At 72.5% G+C, this 23,262-nt stretch carries 26 protein-coding genes and 1 pseudogene; 6 read left to right on the top strand and 21 right to left on the bottom strand.

Features of this window, described 5'->3' with window-relative positions; translation table 11 throughout:
• Positions 1 to 29 precede the first annotated feature (29 nt).
• On the top strand, positions 30 to 1,604 hold the full coding sequence (locus ABD358_RS22470; RefSeq protein WP_344632925.1) for a glycosyltransferase family 39 protein: 1,575 nt from the start codon (positions 30 to 32) through the stop codon (positions 1,602 to 1,604).
• 16 nt (positions 1,605 to 1,620) lie between these two features.
• On the opposite strand, the gene ABD358_RS22465 is transcribed toward ABD358_RS22470, so the two are convergent.
• The 7 genes from ABD358_RS22465 to ABD358_RS22435 all read right to left on the bottom strand — a co-directional run bounded on the left by ABD358_RS22465 (position 1,621) and on the right by ABD358_RS22435 (position 9,065).
• Positions 1,621 to 1,971 (bottom strand): PIN domain-containing protein, encoded by a 351-nt coding sequence (locus tag ABD358_RS22465; protein WP_344632924.1) that lies wholly within the window; start codon positions 1,969 to 1,971, stop codon positions 1,621 to 1,623.
• 82 nt (positions 1,972 to 2,053) lie between these two features.
• Entirely contained in the window at positions 2,054 to 4,180 is a 2,127-nt protein-coding gene (locus ABD358_RS22460; RefSeq protein ID WP_344632923.1) for a 3-hydroxyacyl-CoA dehydrogenase NAD-binding domain-containing protein, read from the bottom strand.
• Positions 4,177 to 5,391, bottom strand: a complete 1,215-nt coding sequence (locus ABD358_RS22455; RefSeq protein WP_344632922.1) for a thiolase family protein — start codon at positions 5,389 to 5,391, stop codon at positions 4,177 to 4,179. The genes ABD358_RS22460 and ABD358_RS22455 overlap by 4 nt, the downstream gene beginning before the upstream one ends.
• 213 nt (positions 5,392 to 5,604) lie before the next feature.
• The gene (locus ABD358_RS22450; RefSeq protein WP_344632921.1) at positions 5,605 to 5,868 is read right to left on the bottom strand and encodes a hypothetical protein; all 264 of its coding nucleotides are present in this window, start codon (positions 5,866 to 5,868) and stop codon (positions 5,605 to 5,607) included.
• 135 nt (positions 5,869 to 6,003) lie between these two features.
• Positions 6,004 to 7,275 carry a ribonuclease D gene (locus tag ABD358_RS22445; RefSeq protein ID WP_344632920.1) on the bottom strand — a complete coding sequence of 424 codons (1,272 nt, stop codon included), beginning with the start codon at positions 7,273 to 7,275 and terminating at the stop codon, positions 6,004 to 6,006.
• 181 nt (positions 7,276 to 7,456) lie between these two features.
• On the bottom strand, positions 7,457 to 8,122 hold the full coding sequence (locus tag ABD358_RS22440) for a helix-turn-helix transcriptional regulator (protein WP_344632919.1): 666 nt from the start codon (positions 8,120 to 8,122) through the stop codon (positions 7,457 to 7,459).
• Positions 8,123 to 8,426: 304 nt separating this feature from the next.
• Complete coding sequence (locus ABD358_RS22435; protein ID WP_344632918.1) at positions 8,427 to 9,065, bottom strand: DUF3000 domain-containing protein; 639 nt, start codon at positions 9,063 to 9,065, stop codon at positions 8,427 to 8,429.
• 63 nt (positions 9,066 to 9,128) lie between these two features.
• Between ABD358_RS22435 and hemE the strand changes: the two genes are divergently transcribed.
• On the top strand, positions 9,129 to 10,226 hold the full coding sequence (gene hemE, locus ABD358_RS22430; RefSeq protein ID WP_425576391.1) for a uroporphyrinogen decarboxylase: 1,098 nt from the start codon (positions 9,129 to 9,131) through the stop codon (positions 10,224 to 10,226).
• 21 nt (positions 10,227 to 10,247) lie between these two features.
• Here the strand turns inward: hemE and ABD358_RS22425 are convergent, their stop codons facing one another.
• Positions 10,248 to 11,264 carry a DUF4349 domain-containing protein gene (locus tag ABD358_RS22425; protein ID WP_344632917.1) on the bottom strand — a complete coding sequence of 339 codons (1,017 nt, stop codon included), beginning with the start codon at positions 11,262 to 11,264 and terminating at the stop codon, positions 10,248 to 10,250.
• 146 nt (positions 11,265 to 11,410) lie between these two features.
• Between ABD358_RS22425 and hemG the strand changes: the two genes are divergently transcribed.
• Together hemG and hemQ are read left to right on the top strand one after the other, a co-directional pair.
• The gene (gene hemG / locus ABD358_RS22420) at positions 11,411 to 12,814 is read left to right on the top strand and encodes a protoporphyrinogen oxidase (RefSeq protein WP_344632916.1); all 1,404 of its coding nucleotides are present in this window, start codon (positions 11,411 to 11,413) and stop codon (positions 12,812 to 12,814) included.
• A 10-nt stretch (positions 12,815 to 12,824) separates the two neighbouring features.
• Positions 12,825 to 13,541 (top strand): hydrogen peroxide-dependent heme synthase, encoded by a 717-nt coding sequence (gene hemQ, locus ABD358_RS22415; protein WP_344632915.1) that lies wholly within the window; start codon positions 12,825 to 12,827, stop codon positions 13,539 to 13,541.
• Positions 13,542 to 13,665: 124 nt separating this feature from the next.
• On the opposite strand, the gene ABD358_RS22410 is transcribed toward hemQ, so the two are convergent.
• The 8 genes from ABD358_RS22410 to ABD358_RS22375 form a co-directional block, all read right to left on the bottom strand.
• Positions 13,666 to 14,169 carry a hypothetical protein gene (locus ABD358_RS22410; RefSeq protein ID WP_344632914.1) on the bottom strand — a complete coding sequence of 168 codons (504 nt, stop codon included), beginning with the start codon at positions 14,167 to 14,169 and terminating at the stop codon, positions 13,666 to 13,668.
• 106 nt (positions 14,170 to 14,275) lie between these two features.
• Positions 14,276 to 14,725 (bottom strand): hypothetical protein, encoded by a 450-nt coding sequence (locus tag ABD358_RS22405; protein ID WP_344632913.1) that lies wholly within the window; start codon positions 14,723 to 14,725, stop codon positions 14,276 to 14,278.
• Between the two features lie 90 nt (positions 14,726 to 14,815).
• A complete protein-coding gene (locus ABD358_RS22400; RefSeq protein WP_344632912.1) occupies positions 14,816 to 15,253 on the bottom strand; it encodes an SMI1/KNR4 family protein in 438 nt (145 codons plus the stop codon).
• A 244-nt stretch (positions 15,254 to 15,497) separates the two neighbouring features.
• Complete coding sequence (locus tag ABD358_RS22395) at positions 15,498 to 15,737, bottom strand: hypothetical protein (protein WP_344632911.1); 240 nt, start codon at positions 15,735 to 15,737, stop codon at positions 15,498 to 15,500.
• 568 nt (positions 15,738 to 16,305) lie between these two features.
• Positions 16,306 to 16,701: an Imm7 family immunity protein gene (locus ABD358_RS22390; protein WP_344632910.1), complete on the bottom strand. Its 396-nt coding sequence runs from the start codon at positions 16,699 to 16,701 to the stop codon at positions 16,306 to 16,308.
• 136 nt (positions 16,702 to 16,837) lie between these two features.
• A complete protein-coding gene (locus tag ABD358_RS22385; RefSeq protein WP_344632909.1) occupies positions 16,838 to 17,269 on the bottom strand; it encodes a hypothetical protein in 432 nt (143 codons plus the stop codon).
• A 204-nt stretch (positions 17,270 to 17,473) separates the two neighbouring features.
• Positions 17,474 to 17,797 (bottom strand): hypothetical protein, encoded by a 324-nt coding sequence (locus ABD358_RS22380; protein ID WP_344632908.1) that lies wholly within the window; start codon positions 17,795 to 17,797, stop codon positions 17,474 to 17,476.
• 122 nt (positions 17,798 to 17,919) lie between these two features.
• Positions 17,920 to 18,387: a hypothetical protein gene (locus tag ABD358_RS22375; protein WP_344632907.1), complete on the bottom strand. Its 468-nt coding sequence runs from the start codon at positions 18,385 to 18,387 to the stop codon at positions 17,920 to 17,922.
• Between the two features lie 490 nt (positions 18,388 to 18,877).
• Between ABD358_RS22375 and ABD358_RS22370 the strand changes: the two genes are divergently transcribed.
• Positions 18,878 to 19,009, top strand: coding sequence for a hypothetical protein (locus tag ABD358_RS22370; RefSeq protein WP_344632906.1), 132 nt, complete (start codon positions 18,878 to 18,880; stop codon positions 19,007 to 19,009).
• A gap of 273 nt (positions 19,010 to 19,282) precedes the next feature.
• On the top strand, positions 19,283 to 19,930 hold the full coding sequence (locus tag ABD358_RS22365) for a hypothetical protein (protein ID WP_344632905.1): 648 nt from the start codon (positions 19,283 to 19,285) through the stop codon (positions 19,928 to 19,930).
• Positions 19,931 to 20,352: 422 nt separating this feature from the next.
• Here the strand turns inward: ABD358_RS22365 and ABD358_RS22360 are convergent, their stop codons facing one another.
• From ABD358_RS22360 to ABD358_RS22340, 5 genes and pseudogenes are all read right to left on the bottom strand, one after another.
• Positions 20,353 to 20,691 carry a hypothetical protein gene (locus tag ABD358_RS22360; RefSeq protein ID WP_344632904.1) on the bottom strand — a complete coding sequence of 113 codons (339 nt, stop codon included), beginning with the start codon at positions 20,689 to 20,691 and terminating at the stop codon, positions 20,353 to 20,355.
• A 215-nt stretch (positions 20,692 to 20,906) separates the two neighbouring features.
• A complete protein-coding gene (locus tag ABD358_RS22355; protein WP_344632903.1) occupies positions 20,907 to 21,401 on the bottom strand; it encodes a hypothetical protein in 495 nt (164 codons plus the stop codon).
• A gap of 455 nt (positions 21,402 to 21,856) precedes the next feature.
• Positions 21,857 to 22,186, bottom strand: a complete 330-nt coding sequence (locus ABD358_RS22350) for a hypothetical protein (RefSeq protein ID WP_344632902.1) — start codon at positions 22,184 to 22,186, stop codon at positions 21,857 to 21,859.
• Positions 22,187 to 22,464: 278 nt separating this feature from the next.
• Positions 22,465 to 22,899 carry a hypothetical protein gene (locus ABD358_RS22345; protein ID WP_344632901.1) on the bottom strand — a complete coding sequence of 145 codons (435 nt, stop codon included), beginning with the start codon at positions 22,897 to 22,899 and terminating at the stop codon, positions 22,465 to 22,467.
• A gap of 279 nt (positions 22,900 to 23,178) precedes the next feature.
• Positions 23,179 to 23,262 (bottom strand): annotated as a pseudogene (locus tag ABD358_RS22340) (IS5/IS1182 family transposase); the annotation flags it as partial.

Raw genomic sequence — 23,262 nt, 5'->3', positions numbered from 1 at the left:
CCGGCCGGGCCGCCGGATAGGTTGTGCCCATGCCGACAGCCGCTGAGCCGCCGCGATCCACGGCCCCCCGCGGGCCGGAGACGACGACCGCGCGGGTGCCGGGCCCCCGTGCCCGGCTGCGGGACGGCGCCGCCGTCCGGTGGTCGCCGTCCCGCTCCGCCGCGGGCCCGCGGCCGTTCTGGCCGGTCCTGCTGCCGGTGCTGGTGGCGCTGGCCGCGCTCACCCGCATCCCGTCGTTCCTGCGCCCGGTGTGGAACCCCGACGAGGGCTTCCTCGCCACCCAGGCCCGGATGCTCGCGGACGGCGGCGTGCTCTACGACACCGTCGTCGACCGCAAGCCGCCGCTGCTGCCGTGGCTGTACCAGGGGGCGTTCGCCGTCTTCGGCGACGAGTCGCTGTGGCCGCTGAAGGCCGCCGCCGTGGCGGCGGTGGCGGCCACAGCCGCCCTGCTGGCCTCCCTCGCCCGCCGCCGCTGGGGCGACCGGGCCGGGCGGAGCGCCGGGGTGCTCTACGTCCTGGCCTCGGTCTGCCTCGGCCCCGAGGACGCCCAGGCGGCCAACTTCGAGGTCTTCACGGTGCCGTTCATGGCCGCGGCCGTCTGGTGCGCCGACCGCCGGCGCTGGGCGGCGGCCGGCCTCGCGGTCGCCGGGGCGTTCCTGGTGAAGCAGACCGGCGGCGCCGTGCTGCTGCCCGTGCTGTTCCTGCTGTGGCGGTCGGTGCCGCGCGGCCGGGAGCGGCGGGCCGCGCTCGCCCTGCTCGCCGCCGGCACCGCGGCCCCCGTCGTGGCGGCGGCCCTGGCCACCGGGTGGCGGAACTTCCTGTTCTGGACGGTCACCGGCTCCGGCTCGTACGCCTCCTTCACCGGCTCGGAGCTGCACGTGCTCGGCCGGGGCCTGGGCAACACGGCCATCGTGGCCGCCGGGTGCGCCGGACTGCTGGTGCCGCTGGCAGCGGTGCTGCGCGGGCGGGTGCCGGGCCGGTGGAGCGTCCTCACGGCCGACCTGTGGGTCTGGCTGGCGGCGTCCGCGGTGGCGGTGCTCTCCGGCTTCCACTTCTTCGGGCACTACTACCTGCAGCTCCTGCCGCCGCTGGCCCTGCTGGCCGCCGGGGCCCTGCGCCTACTGCCCGCCGGCCGGCTGCGCGCCGCGGGGCTGTGCTGCGCACTGTCGTGCTCGGCGTTCCTGGGGTGGGCCGCCGTGGCGGACGACACCGAACTGCGGCACGCCCGGCGGGTGGCCGCCGCCGTCCGCGAGCACACCGCGCCGGACGAGGAGGTGCTGCTCTGGGGGATGCACCCGGAGGGCTACTGGCTCGCCGACCGCGCCCCGGCCAGCCGGTACCTGACCGCCGGGCTCCTCACCAACTTCAGCGGCGGCCGGGACGGGAACCGGGTGGGGCAGCAGTACGGCGTCGAGGGAAGCTGGCGGGTCTTCCGCGCCGAACTGGAGGAGGACCCGCCGAAGGTGATCGTGGACGACTCCCGCGGCAAGCCCTACGCCCCCGCCCGGATGCCGGCCCTGCGCTCCTTCCTCGCGGCCCACTACGAGCGGGTGGAGCGGGTGGACGGCGCGGTGGTGTACGTCCGCGACGACGCCTCCCGGTGAGGCCGGCGGGCGGCGCTCAGCGCACCGAGCGGGGCCCGGCCACCTCGGCGCCCAGCGCCGTCACCCGTTCCCGCAGCTCCCGGTCGGCGGTGACCACCACACAGCGCCGCCCCGCGCCCTCGGCCGCCACCAGCTCCACGATCCGGTCGTCCCCGCTGCCCGGGGCGGCCACCACCCGGACCCCGGGCACGGAGGCCACCCCCCGGGCCGCGCCCTCCACGACGAGCACCACCTCCTCGCCGCCCTCCCGGGCGGCGAGCCGGTCCCGCAGCCGCTCGGCCGCGCCGTGCCGGTCCCGCCACCAGCCGTCGGGCACCGAGCCGACGACGTTGGCGGCGTCCACGACCAGAAGGGTGCGCCCACGCATGCGCACCAGGGTGCCACGCGCACGGCGGAGGGCGCCCGCCCGCACGGGGTGTGCGGACGGACGCCCTCAGGAGCGGCTGCGGTCAGCGCGGGACGCCGGCGACGCCCGGCTCCAGGAACCGCTTGCCGTTGACGCGCTCGGAGACGCCCTCGCGGTCCAGGTACGGCGTGATGCCGCCCAGGTGGAAGGGCCAGCCGGCGCCGGTGATCAGACACAGGTCGATGTCCTGCGCCTCGGCCACCACGCCCTCGTCCAGCATCAGCCGGACCTCCTCGGCGATCGCGTTCAGGGCGCGCTCGCGGACCTGCTCCTCGGTGAGGACGGTGTCGCCGGTCTCGAAGAGGGCGGCGACCTCCGGGTCCAGCTCCGGCTTGCCGGAGTCGTGGACGTACAGGTTGCGCTTGCCCGCCTCGACGACGCGGCCCAGGTTCTCCGAGACGGCGAAGCGGTCGGGGAACGCGGCGTGGAGGGTGCCCGCCACGTGGTGGGCCACCGCCGGGCCGACCAGCTCCAGCAGCACGATCGGCGACATGGGCAGGCCCAGGGGGGCCAGCGCCCGGTCGGCGACCTCGACGGGGGTGCCCTCGTCGATGGAGCGGAGCACCTCGCCCAGGAAGCGGGTGAGGATGCGGTTGACGACGAACGCCGGGGCGTCCTTGACCAGGACGGCCGTCTTCTTCAGCGACTTGGCGACCGCGAAGGCCGTCGCCAGCGAGGCGTCGTCGGTCCGCTCGGCGCGGATGATCTCCAGCAGCGGCAGGACGGCCACGGGGTTGAAGAAGTGGAAGCCCACGACCCGCTCGGGGTGCCTGAGCTTGCTCGCCATCTCGGTGACCGACAGCGAGGAGGTGTTGGTGGCCAGGATGGCGTGCTCGGGCACGACCGCCTCGACCTCGGCGAACACCTGCTGCTTGACGCCCATCTCCTCGAAGACCGCCTCGATCACGAAGTCGGCGTCCGAGAAGGCCTCGGCCTTGTCCAGCGCACCGCTGACCAGGGCCTTGAGGCGGTTGGCCTTGTCCTGGTTGACGCGGCCCTTGAGCAGGAGCTTGTCGATCTCCCCGTGGACGTAGGCGACGCCCTTGTCGATCCGCTCCTGGTCGACGTCGGTCAGGACGACCGGCACCTCCAAGCGGCGGACGAACAGCAGCGCCAGCTGCGAGGCCATCAGGCCGGCGCCGACGACGCCGACCTTGGTGACCGGGCGGGCCAGCGACTTGTCGGGGGCGCCGGCGGGCCGCTTGGCGCGCTTGTTCACCAGGTTGAAGGCGTACAGGCCGCTGCGCAGCTCGTCGCCCATGATCAGGTCGGCCAGCGCCTCGTCCTCGGCCGCGAAGCCCTGGCGCAGGTCGCCGTTCTTGGCCGCCGCGATGATGTCCAGCGCGCGGTAGGCGGCCGGGGCCGCGCCGTGCACCTTGGAGTCGGCGATGCCGCGCCCGCGGGCGACGGCCTGGTCCCAGGCCTCGCCGCGGTCGACGTCCGGGCGGTCGACCTCGATCTCGCCGCGGAGCACCGAGGCGGTCCAGATCAGGGACTGCTCCAGGAAGTCGGCGCCGTCGAAGAGGGCGTCGGCGATGCCCAGCTCGTGGACCTGGGCGCCCTTGAGCTGCTTGTTCTGGTTGAGCGAGTTCTCGATGATCACCGAGACCGCGCGGTCGGCGCCGATCAGGTTCGGCAGCAGGGTGCAGCCGCCCCAGCCGGGCACCAGGCCGAGGAAGACCTCGGGCAGGGAGAAGGCGGGGACGGCCCGCGAGACGGTGCGGTAGGTGCAGTGGAGGCCGATCTCGACGCCGCCGCCCATCGCCGCGCCGTTGTAGTACGCGAAGGTGGGCACGGCCAGGGAGGACAGGCGCTTGAAGATGTCGTGGCCGCCCTTGCCGATGGCCAGCGCGTCCTGGCGGTCGCGGATGGCCTCGACGCCCTTGAGGTCGGCGCCGACGGCGAAGACGAACGGCTTGCCGGTGACGCCGACGCCGACGATCTCGCCCCGGGCGGCCTCGGCCTCGACCTGGTCGATCGCCTTGTCCAGGTTGACCAGCGACTGCGGACCGAAGGTGGTGGGCTTGGTGTGGTCGAACCCGTTGTCCAGGGTGATCAGCGCGAACCGGCCGGCGCCCTGGGGGAGGTCGAGGTGGCGCACGTGCGCGCTGGTGACGACCTCGTCGGGGAAGAGCGCGGCGGCGCCCTTCAGAAGCTCAGCGGTGCTCACTTGCCCTCCCAGTGGGGGTTCTCCCAGATCACGGTGCCGCCCATGCCGAAACCGACGCACATGGTGGTCAGGCCGTAGCGGACGTGCGGCTGCTCCTCGAACTGCCGCGCGAGCTGCGTCATCAGGCGGACGCCCGACGAGGCCAGCGGGTGGCCGAACGCGATGGCCCCGCCGTACTGGTTGACGCGCGGGTCGTCGTCGGCGATGCCGTAGTGGTCCAGGAAGGCCAGCACCTGGACGGCGAACGCCTCGTTGATCTCGAACAGGCCGATGTCGCCGATGGACAGACCCGCCTTGGCGAGCGCCTTCTCGGTGGAGGGGACCGGGCCGATGCCCATGACCTCCGGCTCGACGCCCGCGAAGGCGTAGGAGACCAGGCGCATCTTGACCGGCAGGCCCAGCTCCCGCGCCACGTCCTCGGCGGCGATCAGGGAGGCGGTGGCGCCGTCGTTCAGGCCGGCGGCGTTGCCCGCGGTGACCCGGCCGTGGGTGCGGAAGGGGGTCTTCAGCCCGGCGAGCTGCTCCAGGGTGGTGCCGGGGCGCATCGGCTCGTCGGCCGTGGCCAGGCCCCAGCCGGTCTCCCCGCCCTCGGGGCTGGTGCGGCGGACGGCGACCGGCACCAGGTCGGCCTGGATCTTGCCGTCGGCGTAGGCCTTGGCGGCCTTCTCCTGGCTGCGCACCGCGTACTCGTCGGCGCGCTGCTTGGTGATGTGCGGGAAGCGGTCGTGGAGGTTCTCCGCCGTCATGCCCATGAACAGGGCGGACTGGTCGACCAGCTTCTCGGAGACGAAGCGCGGGTTGGGGTCCACGCCCTCGCCCATCGGGTGGCGGCCCATGTGCTCGACACCGCCCGCGACGACGACGTCGTACGCGCCGAAGGCGATCGACCCGGAGGTGGTGGTCACGGCGGTCATGGCGCCGGCGCACATGCGGTCGATGGAGTAGCCGGGCACCGTCTTCGGCAGCCCGGCGAGGATGCCGGCGGTGCGGCCGAGGGTGAGGCCCTGGTCGCCGATCTGGGTGGTCGCGGCGATGGCGACCTCGTCGATGCGCTCCGGCGGCAGGCCGGGGTTGCGGCGCAGCAGCTCGCGGATGCACTTGACGACCAGGTCGTCGGCGCGGGTCTCGTGGTAGATGCCCTTCGGGCCCGCCTTGCCGAACGGGGTGCGAACGCCGTCGACGAAGACGACGTCCCTAGCGGTACGAGGCACGTTGGCTCTCCTCCAGGGGTGCGGTGGTACGCCGTACGGCGTGCTTCCCGGAGCTTATGCTACTTACCGGTAACCCTCAGGTGGACAGCCGCCTCCCCGAGGAGTCGCACATCACACTCGCCACGCTCCGCCGCGCCCCGGTTCCGCTGCGGAGCGGCGAAACGGGCCCGCCCCCGGATGGGGGACGGGCCCGGAGGGCGACGCGCGCCCGCGTCAGACGTTGTACATGCCCTGGAAGACGACGAAGCCGAGGACCATGCCGAGGACCAGGCCCGCCGCGGGAACCAGGATGCCGGCCATGGCGAGCCGCTCGCCCTTGGACTTGGCGATCGCACCGCAGATGATGCCCGCGATGCCGAAGAGCGGCGGGCAGAAGATGAGCGCCACGCAGCCCAGCACGATCCCGACGATGCTGAGCGTGTTGGAGTTGTTCGGCGGCTGCGGCTGCGGCGGGTACGGCTGGTTCGGATAAGACATGCTGTCCCCCTCGTTCGTTGGCGGTCGCTCACTCTACGTGGCGCCGCCGTCCGAGTGAAGCCCGGTTCCACCACCGCGGTGCGCAGCCGGGGCCCGTCCCCCGCCCCACCGCCGGGGGAAGGCCGGGGAGGCGGCCTACTCCTCCGGCGGGGCGGCCGACAGGGCGACCGCCAGCAGTTCCGCCGTCTGCTCGATCTGCCATTCCCGCGCGCCGTACCCGCGCAGCGCCTCCGCCACCGCCCCGGGGGTCGGATCGGCCGGGGGTTCCCAGCACAGCCGCCGCACGGTGTCGGGGGAGAGGAGGTTCTCCTGGGGGAGGTCCAGCTCCTCGGCGCGTCCGGTCACCGCTGCGCGCGCGGCCGACAGCCGGGCCGCCGCGACCGGGTCCTTGTCCGCCCAGGCGCGGGGCGGCGGGGGGCCGCTGGGGGCCAGGGCGGGCGGCGGCAGCTCGCTCTCGGGCAGGGCGCGGGCGCGCTGGACCGCCGCGTGCCACTGCTCGAGCTGGCGCCGCCCCATCCGGTGCCCGTACCCCGGCAGCGCGGCCAGCGCCTGCACGGTGGCGGGCATGGCCAGCGCCGCCTCCACGATGGCCGCGTCGGTGAGCACCTTGCCCGGCGAGACGTCGCGCCGCTGCGCCACCTGGTCGCGGACCGTCCACAGCTCCCGCACGACCGCGAGCTGGCGGCGCCTGCGGACCTTGTGCATGCCGGAGGTGCGGCGCCAGGGGTCCTTGCGGGGCGCGGGCGGCGGGGCCGCGGCGATGGCGGCGAACTCCTGGCGCGCCCAGTCCAGCTTCCCCTGGCGCTCCAGCTCCTCCTCCAGGGCGTCGCGCAGGTCGACCAGCAGCTCCACGTCCAGGGCCGCGTACCGCAGCCAGGGCTCGGGCAGCGGGCGGGTGGACCAGTCCACCGCGGAGTGGCCCTTCTCCAGGGAGTAGCCCAGGACGTTCTCGACCATCGGGCCGAGGCCGACCCGGGCGAAGCCCGCGAGCCTGCCGGCCAGCTCGGTGTCGAACAGCCGCCTGGGCTGCATGCCTATCTCGCGCAGGCAGGGGAGGTCCTGGGTGGCGGCGTGGAGCACCCATTCGGCGTCCTCGACCGCCTCGCCGAGGGACGTCAGGTTCGGGCAGCCGATCGGGTCGATCAGAGCGGTCCCCGCGCCCTCGCGGCGCAGCTGGACGAGGTAGGCGCGCTGTCCGTAGCGGTAGCCGGACGCCCGTTCGGCGTCGACCGCGACGGGCCCGCGCCCCGCGGCGAAGGCGTCCACGACCTCGGCGAGGGCCTCGGGCGTGGCGATCACGGGGGGAACGCCCTCGCGCGGCTCCAGCAGGGGGACCGGCGCCGGACCCGCGTCCCCGGAGGGGAGCCGATCCGTGCTGCTTATGGAGGTCTCTTGGGCGTCGGTCACGCGACAAGGGTATCCGTGTGCACGCGATACGCAGCGCCCGCCGACGGAACGTGACGTCGGCGGGCGCCGCGCACGGCGTCCCCGGCGGGGGCCGGGGACGCCGTGACGGGGTCGGGGTCCGGGCCGCCGGGGCCCGGACCGCGGGAGCGGGTTCGGTGGGGGTCGGCGGACGGGTGGGCGGTCAGTGGATGATGCCGGTGCGCAGGGCGACCGCGACCATGCCCGCGCGGTCGCCGGTGCCCAGCTTGCGGGCGATCCGGGCGAGGTGGCTCTTGACGGTCAGGGCGGACAGGCCCATGGAGACGCCGATCGCCTTGTTCGACTGGCCCTCCGCCACCAGTCGCAGCACCTCGATCTCCCGGCCGGACAATTCCCGGTAGCCGCTGGGCTGTCCGGGTGCGCCCGGCGGGCGGCGGTGCATGCGGGCGGCCGCGGTGGCGCCGATGGGGGTGGCGCCGGGACGGCCGGGGTGGGGGGGAGCGCCGCGGGTGCCGGTGACGACGTAGCCCTTGACGCCGCCCGCGAGGGCGTTGCGCACGGCACCGATGTCGTCGGCGGCGGAGAGGGCGAGGCCGTTGGGCCAGCCGGCCGCCCGGGTCTCGGAGAGCAGGGTCAGGCCGGAGCCATCGGGCAGGTGGACCTCGGCCACGCAGATGTCGCGTGGATTGGCCACTCGGGGGCGGGCCTCCGCGATCGACGACGCCTCGATCACGTCCCGCACCCCGAGCGCCCACAGGTGGCGGGTGACGGTGGAACGGACGCGGGGGTCGGCGACGACGACCATGGCCGTCGGCTTGTTCGGGCGGTAGGCGACCAGGCTTGTGGGGTGCTCAAGAAGAACGGACACCGGGCCTCCTGGGGAGTGGAGAGCGGACGGAAGCCGACTGGGGGGAGTCGGGATGGGCCCTGTGAAGGGGCCACAGAGTCCTTCGGCAGTTCCGGCGTCCGGCTTTAGGGAATGATCACGAATGAGTGAGTGATAATTCCGGCAAATCGGACACAGGGTCGACCCGGGGACCGCCACGCCGGGCAAAGGAGTCACCGGCCTCACCCGGTGGGGGGGCCGCCCCCTCCGCACGGCCTCCCCGCGTCCCGCCGCCCGCCCCGCCCCGCGCAGGGACGGACCCCGCCCCTTTCGGGCGGGCGCGGAGTCACCGGAGCGGCTGCGGGCCGCGGCGCTGCGGCAGGGGCACGATGGCCGCGCCGTCCCCGCCCTCCGGCGGCAGCCCCGCGCACTGGCACAGCAGGTCGCACCAGGCGGCCAGATGCCCGGCCACCGCGTTCACCGCGCCCTCCCGGGGAGTCCACGAGGCGCGGATCTCGATCTCCGCGCGCGGCGCGCGGTCGCCCAGCTCCCCGAAGGAGTGCGAACTCACCCGCGTCACCGTGCCGCCCGGCGCGTCGTACGCCGCGCCCCGCGCCGCGAGGGCGCCCGTCAGCCACGACCAGGCGACCTCGGGCAGCAGCGGATCCGCCACCACCTCCGCCTCCAGGTCGGCGCGGGCCAGGGTGACCACCCGGAAGGCGCCCCGCCAGGACTCCTGGCCGTCGGGGTCGTGGAGCAGCACGAAGCGCCCGTCGGCCAGCTCCTCGCCGTCCACCTCGACCGACGCCTCCAGGGCGTGTGCGAACGGCGCCAGCCGCCGGGGCGCCGGCAGCGGCCCGAGCCGCACCTCCGGCCGCGCCCGCGCCGCCTCCAGGGCCGCCACGGCCTGCCGGAAGGGGTGCGGGGCCTCCCCGCCGCCGGGACCCTCCGCACCGTCCGCCAGGTGTGCTCGCGCCGCTGCCATGGGCGGCAGCGTAGGCGGAACGGGTGCCCCGGGCGGGTAGGGACACGTGCGAGACTTCTGCCTGTGACCGCCGACGACCGTACCCCCGCCCCGACCTCCCCCTCCGCCCCGGAGGCCGCCCGCTCCGGAGCCGCCGTCGCCGACTCCGCCTTCCTGCGGGCGTGCCGCCGCGAGCCGGTGCCGCACACCCCGGTGTGGTTCATGCGGCAGGCCGGACGCTCCCTGCCGGAGTACCGCAGGGTGCGCGAGGGGATCGGGATGCTCGACTCCTGCATGCGCCCCGATCTCGTCACCGAGATCACCCTCCAGCCCGTCCGCCGCCACAAGGTGGACGCGGCGATCTACTTCAGCGACATCGTCGTCCCCCTCAAGGCCATCGGCATCGACCTGGACATCAAGCCGGGCGTGGGCCCCGTCGTCGACCGGCCCTTCCGCACCCGCGAGGACCTGCGCCGGCTGCGCCCGCTGGAGCCGGACGACGTGGCGTACGTGACCGAGGCCGTCGGCGCGCTCACCGCCGAGCTGGGCGCCACCCCGCTGATCGGCTTCGCCGGGGCCCCCTTCACCCTCGCCAGCTACCTCGTGGAGGGCGGGCCGTCCCGCAACCACGAGCACACCAAGGCGATGATGTACGGCGCCCCGGACCTCTGGGCCGACCTCCTGGACCGCCTCGCGGAGATCACCGCCGCCTTCCTGAAGGTGCAGATCGAGGCGGGCGCCTCCGCCGTCCAGCTCTTCGACTCCTGGGCCGGCGCCCTGGCCCCCGCCGACTACCGCGACTCGGTGCTGCCCGCCTCCGCCAAGGTGTTCGACGCGGTCGCCCCCTACGGCGTCCCCCGCATCCACTTCGGCGTCGGCACCGGCGAGCTGCTCGGACTGATGTCGCAGGCCGGCCCGGACGTCGTCGGCGCCGACTGGCGGGTGCCGCTGGACGAGGCCGCCCGCCGCATCGGACCGGACAAGGCCGTCCAGGGCAACCTCGACCCGGCGGTGCTCTTCGCGCCGCGCCCGGCCGTCGAGGCCCAGGCGCGGCGCGTGCTGGACGCGGCCCGGGACCTGCCGGGCCACGTGTTCAACCTCGGCCACGGCGTCCTGCCCGACACCGACCCCGACGCCCTCACCCGGCTGGTGGAGTTCGTGCACGAGCAGACCGCCCGCTGACGCCCCGGGCCGCCGCCCCGCTCAGTCCCCGCCGTCCGCACCGTCCTTCCCGGAGCCCCCGGCCCCGCCGGTCCCGCCGCCCGCCGGCGGGACCGGCTCCGGCGGCGCCGGGGAGGCGGCGCGGGACGGGCCGCGGACTCCTCGCGGCAGACGGCGGACGCCCCGCGACAGACCGCGCCACACCAGAGCCGCCAGCAGGGCCGCCGCGGCGAAGGGCAGCACCGCCCCGATGACGACGACGGTCCAGCGCAGCACCGTGACGAACGCGTCCCAGCCGGCCGCCAGGGCGTCGCCGAAGCCGGGCCCGGCGTCCTCTCCGGGCTCCCCGCCCGGCTCGTGCAGGGACAGGGCGACCGTCGCCATCCCGGTGCGCTTCCGCAGGGACTCCAGCCGCGCCTGGAGGGACTCCAGGTCGGCCTGCCGGGTGCTCAGCTCGGACTCCAGGGTCACCACGTCGGACAGCTTCTCCGCCTCGTCCATCAGCTCCCGGACCCGCTCCACGCTGGCCTTCTGCGTCCTGATCCGGCTCTCCACGTCCACGACCTCGTCGGTGACGTCCTCCGCCGTGACCTTCCGCCGGACCGGCTTCCCGAGCCCGGCCAGGTCCTCCAGCACCTCCTCGTACTCCGCGGGCGGGACCCGCAGCGTCACCCGGGAGCGCTCCCGGCCCCCGGAGTCCCGGTCGGTGGACTCGTCGGCGACGTAGCCGCCCGCCGCCTCCACCGTCCGGCGGGCGCCCGCCAGCGCGCCCGGCACGTCTCCGACCTCCACGGTCAGCGAGGCCGTCCGGACGATATGGGTGGCGGCGGGGCCGGGCGCCTCGGCCGCGCGGCCCGCGGACGCCTTCTCCGGCCCGCCCTCCCCGGCGTCCCGCTGCGCCGCCGCCCCCCGGTCGGCCGAACTCGCCGCCCCGCCGTCGCCCGCCGCCCCGCAGCCGGCGACCGCCACGGCGGCCAGCACGGCGGCGGCCAGCAGCCTCGGACGCGACCGCAGCGACCCGCGGAAGGAACCGGACGGCGGTGTGCCGCGTGTGAACATCCCATCCCCCAATACGTCTGCCGATGACGGAAGTTGGACGGACGCCCCGCCGGGCCGGTTTCCGGTCCCCGGTCGCGATGCGGTCACGGTCCGGACGCGGAGGGGCCACCTCCGCCGGACGGGCGCAGGTCTGCGAGAGTGGAGACATGGACGTCATCGTCATCGGCGGCGGCATCTCCGGACTCGCCGCCGCCCACCACCTCCTCAAGGGCGGCGCGCGCGTGACCGTCCTGGAGTCCACCGGCCGGCTCGGCGGCAAGCTGCACACGGGACGCATCGCGGACGTCGACGTGGACCTGGGCGCCGAGTCGATGCTCGCCCGCCGCCCCGAGGCCGTCGAACTGGCCCGCGAGGTCGGCCTCGGCGACGCCCTCCAGCCGCCCGCGACCACGGCCGCGGCGGTGTGGACCCGCGGCGGGCTGCACCCGATGCCCACCGGGCACGTCATGGGCGTGCCCGCCGACCCGGCCTCCCTGGCCGGAGTGGTCTCCCCCGAGGGCATCGCCCGCGCCGCCGAGGACGCCGACCTGCCGCGCACCGGAGTCGGACAGGACGTGGCCGTCGGCGAGTACGTCGCCGCGCGTCTCGGCCGTGAGGTCGTGGACCGGCTCGTGGAACCCCTGCTCGGCGGGGTGTACGCCGGGGACGCCTACCGGATCTCGATGCGCGCCGCCGTCCCCGGGCTGTACGAGGCGGCCAGGCGGGAGCGCTCCCTGCTGGCCGCGGCGCGCGCGGTCCGGGAGCGGACCGCCGCGCAGCACCGGGAGGGCCCCGTGTTCATGGGCATCGAGGGCGGCGTCGGACGGCTCCCCGGAGCCGTCGCCGACGCCTGCCGGGCGGCCGGGGCGGAGATCCTCACCGACGTGTCCGCGACGGAGCTGCGCCGCACCAAGCGGGGCTGGACGGTGACCGCCGGCGGCCGGGACCGGGACGCGGACGCGGTGGTGCTGGCCGTCCCGGCGCCGGCCGCCGCACGGCTGCTGGCCGGGGAGGTCCCGGCCGCCGCCGCCGAACTGGAGACCGTCGAGTACGCCTCCATGGCCCTGGTCACCCTGGCCTTCCGCCGCCGGAACCTCACGAAGGCCCCGGAGGGCAGCGGCTTCCTCGTCCCGCCCGTGGACGGGCACGCCGTCAAGGCGTCCACCTTCTCGACCAACAAGTGGTCGTGGGTCGCCGCCCAGGACCCGGACCTGTTCGTCCTCCGCACCTCCCTGGGCCGGTACGGGGAGGAGGAGGTCCTGCGGCACGACGACGACGAACTGGTGGACCTGTCCCTGCGGGACCTGAAGTCCGCGATCGGACTCACCGCCCGCCCGGTGGCGCGCACGGTCACCCGCTGGGAGAACGGACTGCCGCAGTACCCGGTGGGCCACCCGGACCGCGTCGCCCGCGTCCGCCGGGACCTCGCCGCCTACCCCGGCCTGGCGGTGTGCGGGGCCGCGTACGACGGCGTGGGCATCCCGGCCTGCATCGCCAGCGGCCGCGCCGCCGCCCGGACGGTGCTGAGGACCGCCGGGACCCGGTCGCCCGGCCCCGGAACGGGCGCGTGAGAATGGCCGTATGACTGCTGAACCCCGCAAGACGCCCAACGCGGGCAAGAAGGCCAGGGACCTCAACGAGGTCATCCGCTACACCCTCTGGTCGGTCTTCCGGCTGCGCGAGGCCCTCCCCGAGGACCGCGCCGGCCACGCCGACGAGGTCCAGGAGCTGTTCGACCAGCTCGCCGCCAAGGACGTCGTCGTGCGCGGCACCTACGACGTCTCCGGGCTCCGCGCCGACGCCGACGTGATGATCTGGTGGCACGCGGAGACCGCCGACGCGCTCCAGGAGGCCTACAACCTCTTCCGCCGCACGAAGCTGGGGCGCGCCCTGGAGCCGGTGTGGTCCAACATGGCGCTGCACCGCCCCGCCGAGTTCAACCGGTCGCACGTCCCGGCCTTCCTCGCCGAGGAGGAGCCGCGGGCGTACGTGTGCGTCTACCCGTTCGTGCGGTCCTACGAGTGGTACGTGCTGCCCGACGAGGAGCGCCGCGGCATGCTCGCCGAGCACGGCCAGATGGCGCGCGGCTTCCCGGACGTCCGCGCCAACACCGTGGCCTCCTTCGCGCTGGGCGACTACGAGTGGCTGCTGGCCTTCGAGGCCGACGAGCTGCACCGCATCGTCGACCTCATGCGCCACCTGCGCGGCTCCAAGGCCCGCCTCCACGTCCGCGAGGAGGTCCCCTTCTTCACCGGCCGCCGCAAGCCGGTGGCGGAACTGGTGGCCGGCCTGGCCTGACCGGCCCGCCGCACCCCGTGCGCCCCTTCCGCGCCGCGACGAGCCGGGACGGGGGAGGGGCGCACGACCGCGCGCCGCCCGGCACACGGCCTCCCTGGACGGGCGGGGAGGCCACGCATCCGGATCACGGCTGTTCCTCCAGCACGAGAACGACACGGACCGGGAGATCGGTGTCCTCCTGAACGACGCCGGCGGTCAGCATCCGGCCGTTCAGGGTCCACTTCCGGAACGCGATGTACTCGTCGGTGTCCTCCGCCGTCCCCTCGGCCTCGGACAGGTGGGCCGAGAGCGCGGACGACTCGATCTGTGGGAGGAATCCGGCCAGGGCCTGCTCCCCCTCCGCGTAGACCGCCTCCAGATCCTCGAAGTAGCCCGTGTCCTCGTCCACGTCCCGCATCCAGACGGTGAACTCGACCCGGACCCCGCCCGAGTAGCGGTGGAACCAGCCGATGACGCCGCTCTTGCTCCAGGACGTCTCGAAGCCGCCCTTCGGCCGCCCCCCGGCCTCCCAGCCCCGGGCCCCGAACTGCGCCGCCACGCCCTCACCGGTCAGCGGGGTGAGGGCCCGGATGCCTTCCAGCACCCCGACCGCCGCGGCCATCGGCCCGTCCCGCTCCGTTCGTGCCAAGAGTTCCCCGCCTCCGTTCCCATCCGGCCGGATGTCGGCAGAGTACGGGCCCGGACGAGGCCGGCAAGCCGGGGGCCGGGCGCCGGGGACCGCAGCCGGAGCGTTCTCAAGCGTCTCCTGCGGGGCGGAAGAAGCGTGCCCCGGCGTCGACGGTGACCGTCACACCGGAACTGGACCTGAAACGAGCCGTGTCGTTCCGGAGGTCGATCGACACGAAGGGATCGGAGTCCTCCAGATAGACCGCCCACAGCAGCTTCCTGCGCGGATCGAGCCGGGCGATGAACCCCTCGGAACCGTAGGACCCCTCGCCACAGCACAGGAAACCCCCGCCCCGGCCCACCTGCTCCTCCACTGTCGGATCGACGGCCGTGACCCAGTCCGGCCGAGCGTCCAGGAAGGCGTCGAGGCTGAACTCGTCCGCGATCAGCAGTCCGCCCGGCGCGGCCGGGTCGACGACGACGTCCCATGCGCGCCCGGTCGCGTCGTACGCGCCGTCGCGTACCGGCAGACGTCCCTCGCTCCAGAGCCTCGATATCGCACTGGTTTCCTCCCGCATGCCGCTCCCGGTCTGCCGGATCCGCTGAGGGACTGCTCCGATGACGAGGCGATGAGGGGATCAGCGGTGCCGCAGGGCCCTTCAGCCAGGTCACTGCCGGTACCAGTCTCCCGCGTCGGCCTCCAGGGAGCGCCTCACATACTCCTCGAGCGAGGACGCGACCACGCACCGCTCGTCGGTTTCGTGGTCCCACACGAAGACGCCGTCCCCGCCCCGGCCGACAGCGAAGGCGAACTGGTCCCCGCCTCCGTTGTCCCCGAAGAACAGCAGGGAGCCGAAGGGGCGGTAGAGCCGGGCGAACGAGGGGCTGCGACGGAACGCCAGGTTGTCCGCCGTGATGCGCCCGGTGGACCACACGACAGAGGTGCCGTGGGAATCGACCACCCCATCGGTCTCCAGCAGCAGCTCTACCAGGTCCGAAGGGAGGGGATGTCCGAGCCGGCGCTCGGCCTCACCGATGTGGGTCTCCCGGACCGGAGGGCGGAGTTCGGCCCCCGAACCGGCTCCTGCCACCAACTCGCGCCACATGCCGCTCCCCGAAACTCCGGACGGAACTGCGCGCAGCCTACCGGGCACGCGGCATGAGCCGGTCGTCGCCGGCGACAAGCCACGTCCCGTGCGGGAGAACCGCCGTTCACAGCCGGAGTACCGCGGGCGACGGGGGCAAGGGGGATGCCGCGGTGGCCCCGGGTCCGTTGCCCGGTCGCGTCGGCCGCGGAGATCCCCTTCCGCGCCCTCCGGCTGCCGAGGACGCCTTCACGGCTGCCGCGTGTCAGCCCGCCGTCGCACCGCGCGGCCCCAGCCACTCGACCACCCAGCTCCCCTCGGCGAAGAACTGCTCCAGGGACGCGCGGTCTTCGACCCAGTAGTCCCCGTATCCGCGCCGGAACCCCCTGTCGTGCGCCAGGAGGACCAGGAAACTCGGCGGATCGTCGGGAAGTTCCCGGACCTTGACGAACTTCCCGGAATGGTCGCCCGAGGAGATGCGTCCCACCCTTCCGACCTCGATCACCGGCACCTCCTCATGTGACGGGCGGCCCCTCGGCCGTACGGCCGAGGGCATACGGTTGCCGCCGCCTGCCGCTCCCGGCCCGGGCGACGACTCCCTGTCTGCGCCGCCCGCGTCGGGTCGTTCAACGGGAGCGATCACATCCCAGGCTCCTCCAGGGGCGGGAGCGGACACGAACTCGCTCAGGCAGTGCTCCGTCTCGGAGTGCGGATCGTGCCCCTCGGGCCAGAGGGAATCGCACTCGGGACAGAGGAGGAACCGCTCCCCGGTGTCCTTGCGGCGGAACGGGCGGAGCCAGTCCTGTCCGCAGTGCACGCAGGCGACTTGCTCATCCATGAATGCCTCCTCGGCGAACTCTGAAGCCGGGCACGTGGTCCGGGTGCGTCTCCAGACCGGCAGCCGCCTCCGGAACGGAGGGGACACGGCCGGCGAGCGGGCACGATCTCACTCGGCGCCCCATGGCTCAACCCCCGGCGTCCCGCGGGAGAACCGCCCGCCTCGCCGTCCGGCCGGAGGCCGCGGGGCGCCGAGCCGCACCATGTGCGGGCCGCCGAGTTCCGGAAAGTTCCGTTCAGTCCTCGATGACCGGCCTGACCGGCGAGAGGAACGGATCCGGACGGTCCCGGAGCTCACCCCTGGCCATGACGCGGACGCGGAACGCGCCCTGCCCCGGCGGGACGTCCATGTCGGCGGAACGCTCGTAGAGCAGGCCCCAGGAGCCGGGGAAGCGGGCGGCGATGTGGCGCAGAAGGGCTTCGAGCTCCTCGGCCTCGTCGCGGCGGCGGTTCACCAGGCCGTTGACCAGGACGAAGTGTTCGCCGTTGTAGACCTTCAGCGCGGCCTCGCCGGTGGCCCAGGCGATCCGTGCGATCCGCGCCTCCAGCTCGGCGATGCCCGCCTCAAGGCTTCCCGTGTCCGACTCCTCGGGAGACTCGGCGATCCCGAACCAGCCGTGAAACTCGTACATGTCCTCGCTCCAGCAGGGTCGTGTCGGTGAGGAGGCCGGTCCGGGGAAGGACGGCCCCACGCCTTCGGTCCGCCGATGACGCCGGGGCCGGGCCGGGGCCGCCGTCGCGGCGTGCGTGCGGGACGCGGCCGGAACGTCAAGCCGAGTCCCGCGCCACCAGCTCGGTCATCCCCAGAGGCTCCATGACCGGGACCATGCGCTCCAGATACCACCCGAAGTCGCAGAACCGCGAGGACCGCGAAACGGTTCTGCGGTTGACCTCGATCATGAACGACCTCCTTTTCCGGCCTCGATGGAAAAGGAGGTCGCCGCCTGTCCCGTGTTCGCCCAGGAACAAGGAGATGCCGAACGAGGTTCGCTCCGGGTCGCTGTTGCCTCCGATGGCGATGACCTCCTCGAGTCGCGAGCCGTCCGCCTTCTTCCAGTCGTACATCCCGTCGTCGTCCAGCACGTAGGAAACCAGTCCGCGGTGGGTCAGGAGGAAGCCGTGCCTCAGAAACGAGTGCAGAACTTCCGAAACGGACACCGGGGCACCGAAGTTGAAATCGATGTCGGCCGATCGGGCCACCTTGGATCACCCTTCTCGTTCTCGCGGTCCCGTACGCCACAGGGTCCGTCATGCCCGGCCGGTCAGGGGCGGCCGGGCATGACGGGCGAGGCCGGCGAGGGTCGTCGGAGGCCGGGCGCGGTGCCGGCCGGGATGGTTGGTGGTGCCGACGCGGACCACAGACGCTCCGGACGCACGCCGGGACCCGGCAGGCGGGGACGGTCGTCACCGAAAGACATGGACCACGATCCAGAAGTCGTACTCCTCCGTGGTCACCGCGCACAGCACGCGTCCGTCCGCCGACATGGCGACGAACTCCGGCGATCCCTCGTCATGGAAGAGGGCCGAGGCCATACGGGCGCTCCCCGGCCACCGCACGCTCACCCACCCGTCGAGAGCGCCGGGCCCCGCCACGCTGACGAGGAAAGAGCCGTCTTCCGCGAAGAGCGACTCCCTCTCCGCCCGGGCGAGCCACTGCCGGTCCACTTCGTCCATGGCGTCCGGGAGTGATCGGTCCACCCTGACCACGGGCTTCGTCTCGATGTTCACCACTTTCCGCCAGGCTTCGGCAGCCGTGGGAACATCGCTCGGCGGCGGATCCTCCAGGACCACGAGACCGCTTGCGGCGAGTTTCCACGCTCTGTGGTCATCGGAATGCGGCATCCCCGGAATCACCGCCCGGCCTCGGCCCACCCGGCGACGAGATCGGCGCACTCGATCCTGAGCGTGGAGACGCTCAGCGCGATCTCGTGGGAGCACCCGGCCTCGGAGGGCAGGATCTCGTCGAGCAGCACGGTGCCGTACCCCTCGTCCTGGTCCCACGGACAACGGCCTTCGGAGATGTCGACGCGCCGTACGCCCGAGTACTCGATCACCAGTCCCGCGGCATGCTTCCAGGGGTTCGGGGAGAAAACGATCCGCAGGTCCCCAGGGGTCGTCCCCGGCAGCTCCATCTTCGAGAGTCTCAGGTCCTTCACGCAGCGCTCGCTGTAGAAGTCATAGTGCGAGGGGTCGGTCGCGAACTCCCTCGCTCCCTCGGGGAGGTCCCCTCGCAGGAGGTCGAGCGCGTGCACGTAGTCACGGGGGTCGGTCCAGAAGCCCCGGCACTCCGCGTCCCAGCTCACCACGACGTACTTCACGCGCGGCCACCCCAGCCCTTCGGTCCCCGCCGTTCCCGGCCGCTCCCGTAGACGGCGCCTGCTCCCTGACGCTCAGCGGTCTTCGACCCCTGCCCACCCGCCATGCCCATGGGTTCGGCCTCCGCCTCGGGGCCGCATGGTGGCGCGTCCTGTGGAATCCCGCCTCGGCCATATCCCACGCCCGATGCGACGCGCCCCAAGATGCCAACCCGAGCCCGGACCGGGCAAGCGCGGCGGGGGCGTCAGAGGCATGTGTTCGGGCCGCCGAGCTCGGAGCGACCCGGTCCCGCGGTGCTGCCGAAGCACCGGGGTCCGCGGGCAGGCCATGTTGCCGGCGCTTCCTCCCCACCGGCCTGGAGCCCGCCCCTGCCTGCCTTGAACATCTCGACAATCAAGCTGTCAAATTGGCAGAGTTCACGCGATGGAGGCAGTCTCTATCCAGCTTCACCCGCTCGGACCCCCAGGGTTCCCGGGGAAAGGCGCACCCGCCATGCACATGGAAGTACCCGACGTCCCGACCGAGTTGGCGGCCGAGCGACTCACGCACAACACCAACAACCGCTCCCTCGGCAAGAGCACGGCGCAGCAGCCGACCGGATCCAGCGCGGGCAATGGCAGTTGACGCACCAGGGCGTCGCCTTCGACGAGGACGGCTCACTCATCGGGGGCCGGTACCCGACCGGCGGCGATCGCCAAAACCGGGACCGGGGTGCCCCCGACCGTCACCCACGGCGTACCCCGCACCGCCCTCACCGCGATGGACACGGGGCGCAAGCGCACCGGCCGCGACGCACAGAACCTCGAGACACCGGGCGGATGTGTCCGCACGGCGGCCATGGAACCGGCACGTAAAACCTGAAGCGCGAGCGATTTCCTTCCGAGAGGAGCAACACCCATGCGCCTGTTGAACGACCTCAAGCTGACGCGGAGCAAGGAAGCGGGCGAGAGGAAGGAGGGCACCACCTGTTCGGGCGCGGCCTCCGCCACCAGCCCCGTCGAGTGGAAGCTGAGCGTTCCCGGACACCCTCCGCTGACGATCCACGACAACCACTGGGAGAGCGGCGAGCGGGACCTGACGCTCTACCAGCCAACCGTCGTCCCCGAGATGCCCGCGCCCCTCTCCAACCTGCACAACCGGCTGCGCTCCGGGATAGCGGCACCTCCGGGCCGCCCGGAACTGCGCATCATGCTGTACCCCACGTACGTCGACGATCGGGGGAGGCCGCGGGTCTGCACATCCCTCACGACGGCGGACCTCGCGGACCGGGTGGGGCTGTGCCCCCTGCGGGAGTTGACCGCACGCAAGGGCGTCACGCTGGAGCCCGCGTTCGACCGGCCGGACCTGTCCGATGTCGGCCTGGACGACCCGCAGGACGACATGCCCCTCCAGCACGCCCTGTTCTTCCCCGCCGAGGACGGCAGGACGCCGGTGGCCGCATTCGTCCACTTCCGCATCGTGCCCGTCCTGCGCCACGTCGGCTGGCTGCCCCGGGCGTGGACCGACGCGAGCGGAGAGAGTGGCCGCGGCAGGACAGCGGTGTGACGGAAGGGTCAGCAGCCTCAAGGGCCCATGGGGCGACGGTGGGTGCGCTCATCGCGGACCTGGGCGCGGCCGCGGGATCGACGTACGCATGTACGCGCGGAACGCTCCGGGATTCGACGCCGGCTGGTCGTCCGGCGCGGACGTCTTCATCGCCGAGGTCGAGAGTCTGAGCGGCGCGAGCGCGGGCCGGCAGATCCCGTCTGGGCATCGGCCGGGTCCTCGACTGTGCCCACCAGCTCCGGGCCGCGCATCCCGGCTGCCGTGTGCGTCCGGTGCTGGTGCTGGAGAAGCGGCCCACCGGCGCCCGGTGGGCCGCACTCGCCGAGAGTCCTGGCGTCCGGCTCGCCTGGGCACCCGAATTCGCGGGGATCTGACCTCCGCCGAGGCGTGTGCGCATACCGCGGGGGCATGGAAGACCTCAGTCACTTGCGACGCTCCAGGTCTTCGGCGCGCTGCCTGAGCGCGTCGGCGGCGTCGTCCCAGTCGGGTCCGAAGCACAGCAGGTCCGCTGCCGCCTCCCGCAGCAGGCCCGCGTCGTCGGGGCGCTGCAGGCAGGCCAGACGGTAGGCGAGGTTGCGCGCCCAGGGCGGCAGCGCCATCCAGTCCTCGGCCAGGACCTCCCGGAGCGCCGTCAGGATGTCGTCGGCCGACGCGAAGGTGATCTTCTCGACGTAGGCCCTGGCGGCCTCGGGCATCCGGCCGCCGGCCGGGCCGTCGACGGCCCGGCCCAGGTCCCTGGCGGCGGAGGTCAGATCGGACATTCGTCTCCCCCATGCGGTAACTCAGCCGACAGGCACTGTCCGGCCTGTGAAGCCTTCGGTACTCGACGCCGTCTCCCCATCGATCCGCGCGGTCCTCCAAGGGGACGGAGAAGCCGTCCCCGGGACGATACTGCCCCCACCCATGAACGACCGGGCTCGGGGCCGGGCCAGGAGGGAGCCGGTGGAGGGGGACGGCGGACGGGACACCGCCTTCATCACCATGGCATGACGCGTGGCCGACGGTTCCAGAGCCACTCCGGCGGGCGTCCGGAGAGCGGCTTCAGCCAGGCTTGCAGTTGTCGCTCCTGTCCTGGTTCTTCCCTCACGGTCTGTGCAAGGAATCGGGCGTCAAGACCCTCCAGAGCAATGAGGAGAGGCGTGGGAGGGGCGGGGGAGAAGTCACCCAGTTCCTTCTCAAGCGAAGCCCGCGTGTCGAGCGCGAACATGTAGTCGTCAAGAAGGAAGTAATCGGTTGTCTCCCACGGGGATTCCAGGACGTTCACCAAACGCTCCCACTCCTGCATCATCTTCTTGATGGAGTGGGCGGGCTCATCCATTTTTGCGGCGATGGCGGGGCTCCTGAGAGAGCGCTCAACGGCCAGCCGACGGAGATCTCGCTCGACGATTCTCTGCGCATCGCTCCGTGCGAGAGAGAGGAAGGCCCGGTCTGTCACCAGGGTTTTGCTGCGAGGATCGTTCGCGTCCGTCATTCCTCTTCACCTGATGCGGAAAACTTTGTACCCACTGCTTGGCCACGTGAAAGTTCCCTCGCTGCTGCCGCTCTTTCGAGTCCTTGAAGGATCAACGCCATGTCCGCGTTCGCTTCAACGCAGAAGACTTGGTCTTCCTGAGCCACGGAAACCGCGAGATTCGAAAGGATGCCGCCCTCGCGATCCATTATTTCAATCAGTCGGCAGGGGAGTATGTGTCAATTTCTGGTCGACGTGTCAAAGTGCCACTTCACAGACCTTGGATAATCCTCGGTGATCTTCTGGAATAATCCCTTCGGGTTGATTCCCGGGTTCTCATGACGCCATCCGGGGAGTGGGACTTGCCAGCGTTCGATAACCGGGTTGAAGGCTACAGGCGCCCTGATCCACCTCAGTTCTCCGAAAGTAGCCAGAGCAGCGCCGAAGCGCCTCCCGTCAAGTTCCGCTTCTCCTCCTCAGTGTAACTTCGGATGCAGGCCGCCTTCGATGGGCAAGTGAGAGAACGGAGGACCGACACGAAGTCTGATCTGGTGATAAAGGTCACGGTGATCCGAAACGACTGCTTCGATCTCCTCCCCTTCAGTAGGCCAGTCCACCGGGTCGGCCACTTCCCCATCAGGGCAGTAGGATATTACGTCCACGATTGCGGCAATCCCTGGCGCTTCCCTCAAGTTCACAAAGAAGCCAAAGGGGCGGCGGACTTCTACGACTCCTCTCACTCGACGGCCGAGAGGCAGCCTGCGCTTCACGGCATCCCATCCTTCACCGCTGTCCATCTGCGTCATGCTCGTGCCTGCTTGTTCGGCGGGTCAACGGGGGAGCGAGAAGTCGCCAGGTGCAGCGTCCCCGGCGGGTCTCTCCGGGTACGGGGTCGGCCGGCACACGCTCAAGGCCCTGGCCATGGGCTTCGACCGCCTCGACAAGGCCACGGCGACTCACGTGTTCGCCGGGATCCGATACTCGTCGAGCCGTGCACGCATACCCGGGGCAGAGGTCCCCGCGGCATCGGCCGTCCGAGGTGAAGCCGGAAGGACGTCCGCAGGTTTCGAGCTCCCGGGGCGGATCATCGAGGAGAGGCGGACTCGAGCACAGTCATCATGGAATCGACTTCCTCCGGGCGGTAGCCGGTCCGGAGGAATACTTCACGCGGCCCCAACCCGTCCACGGCAATGCGTGCGAGATCATGCCATCGTTCGGCGAGCCGCAGTGGGACGGCTGCCCGGACCTCGCGGACCGATTCGCCATCTGCGCCGGACTCCTCGGCGGAAGCCGGGCGGCCGACGTCTCCCACCTCCCCGGGGATCAGCAGCAGACGTATCCGCGACACTCCCTCCAGTCGGTCCTTCACATCACGCAGTAGGGTGATCAGAGACCGCAGATCATCGGCAGTACACCCCGTCTCCAGCAGACGAGACGCCGGAAATTCGGATATTTGGTGCGTGACCTGGTAAAGCGCGTTGAATTGGTCGGGGTCCAGAGTGATCGAGCGGTGCGGCATGTCTTCCCTTCTGCATGTTCTGGTCACTCGAAGACGTGGCTGAACCAGTGTTCTCCAGACGCTCCAGCAGCGGCACCGCCCGGGTGGGGAAGGCCGCGGGTGCGGGGCGGGGCGAGGCGGCGGGGACGTGGCGATGACCGGTGTGCCGGGCGGAACACCTCCGTTCCGTCGGGTGCTTGTGTGGCCACCGCAGCCGGCGCCGCACGAACTGGTTGGCGCTCCAGAGCAAAGCGAGGCCGCCGCGCAGCTCGGGGCACTCGTATCAGTGAGGCTTTTCCATCATCGGTCTGAGCTGGCCAGATGCAGAGTGAGGACGGCCTGGACGAGGCCGGTGATCCGGGTGGTCGCGCACCGGAGCTTGTG

Source organism: Streptomyces glaucosporus, assembly GCF_039533345.1.
Lineage (GTDB): Bacteria > Actinomycetota > Actinomycetes > Streptomycetales > Streptomycetaceae > Streptomyces > Streptomyces glaucosporus.
This window is presented reverse-complemented; position numbering and strand designations above follow the sequence as displayed.